This is a genomic window from Lactobacillus sp. C449L, assembly GCF_059900815.1.
The window spans coordinates 1-456 of record NZ_JBWXGA010000219.1 but is presented as its reverse complement, the minus strand read 5'-3'; the positions used below and the strand labels follow the sequence as shown (position 1 = coordinate 456).

Below are 456 nucleotides of genomic sequence, written 5' to 3'. Positions count from 1 at the left end.
GATGTATTCGAGGGCCAGCTTCTCGTTCCCGTTCTTGACGACCTGGCTGGCGACGCCGGAAATCAGGATGTCGGAATCCATGCGCTGGAAGCCGAGAAACTTGGCGCCACTTTCGGCCATGGAGTGGACGCGGCCATCCCAGAACACGCCGATATCGACCTCCCGGGTCGATATCATCCGCTCGATCTCGCCGGCCGTGCTCCAGAACTTGACGACGTGGGGTTTGACGGAGCGAAGCGCCTTCCAGCCCGGATCGAGGTTGTCGATGCCCCCGCCCAGCGCCTTGGCGTAGGTCCAGATGAAGGCGGGCGTCCAGGCGTACTGGATGTCGGGCAGCGCGATCGACCTGCCGAACTCGCCCTTGCCGGCCCGCTCGAAGAACTCCGACCAGGATTTCGGCGGCTGCTTGATCCGGTCCTTGTTGTAGAAGAAGCCCGCCCCCGCATACATGTACAT

At 62.7% G+C, this 456-nt stretch carries 1 protein-coding gene; it reads right to left on the bottom strand.

Going from position 1 to position 456, the window contains the following annotated elements; translation table 11 throughout:
* The coding region (locus AC2JF9_RS09120) for an ABC transporter substrate-binding protein (protein ID WP_500727133.1) at positions 1-456 on the bottom strand (456 nt) is incomplete at both ends.